The sequence below is a fragment of the Bacillus sp. CGMCC 1.16541 genome (assembly GCF_003184905.1).
Lineage (GTDB): Bacteria > Bacillota > Bacilli > Bacillales > Bacillaceae_H > Priestia.
Window position 1 is genome coordinate 1 of the sequence record NZ_KZ821216.1, and the last position, 548, is coordinate 548.

General features: G+C 53.6%; 4 tRNA genes. All 4 read right to left on the reverse strand.

Features of this window, described 5'->3' with window-relative positions:
* Positions 1 to 60: 60 nt before the first annotated feature.
* A tRNA-Met gene (locus DIS06_RS04480) sits at positions 61 to 137 on the reverse strand.
* 16 nt (positions 138 to 153) lie between these two features.
* A tRNA-Val gene (locus DIS06_RS04485) sits at positions 154 to 229 on the reverse strand.
* A gap of 7 nt (positions 230 to 236) precedes the next feature.
* Positions 237 to 311, reverse strand: a tRNA-Glu gene (locus DIS06_RS04490).
* 90 nt (positions 312 to 401) lie between these two features.
* Positions 402 to 476, reverse strand: a tRNA-Asn gene (locus tag DIS06_RS04495).
* Positions 477 to 548: the final 72 nt, after the last annotated feature.

A 548-nucleotide genomic window follows, 5' to 3' on the forward strand; every position in this document is an offset into this window, starting at 1 on the left:
GAACCCGCGATCTCCTGCGTGACAGGCAGGCATGTTAACCGCTACACCACGGGACCACTTTGGTTGCGGGGACAGGATTTGAACCTGCGACCTTCGGGTTATGAGCCCGACGAGCTACCAGACTGCTCCACCCCGCGATAATAAATGTCTCTATGGTGGAGGATGACGGGATCGAACCGCCGACCCCCTGCTTGTAAGGCAGGTGCTCTCCCAGCTGAGCTAATCCTCCATATAATTGGTGACCCATACGGGATTCGAACCCGTGTTACCGCCGTGAAAGGGCGGTGTCTTAACCGCTTGACCAATGGGCCATTGAAGCTTTTAAAATAGTGGCGGAGAGCAAGGGATTTGAACCCTTGAGACAGTGTTAACCGCCTACACGATTNGGACAGCTCTCCAAATGGCTCCACAGGTAGGACTCGAACCTACGACCGATCGGTTAACAGCCGATTGCTCTACCACTGAGCTACTGTGGAATAATAATAATGCCAGGCAACGTCCTACTCTCACAGGGACAAAGTCCCAACTACCATCGGCGCTAGAGAACT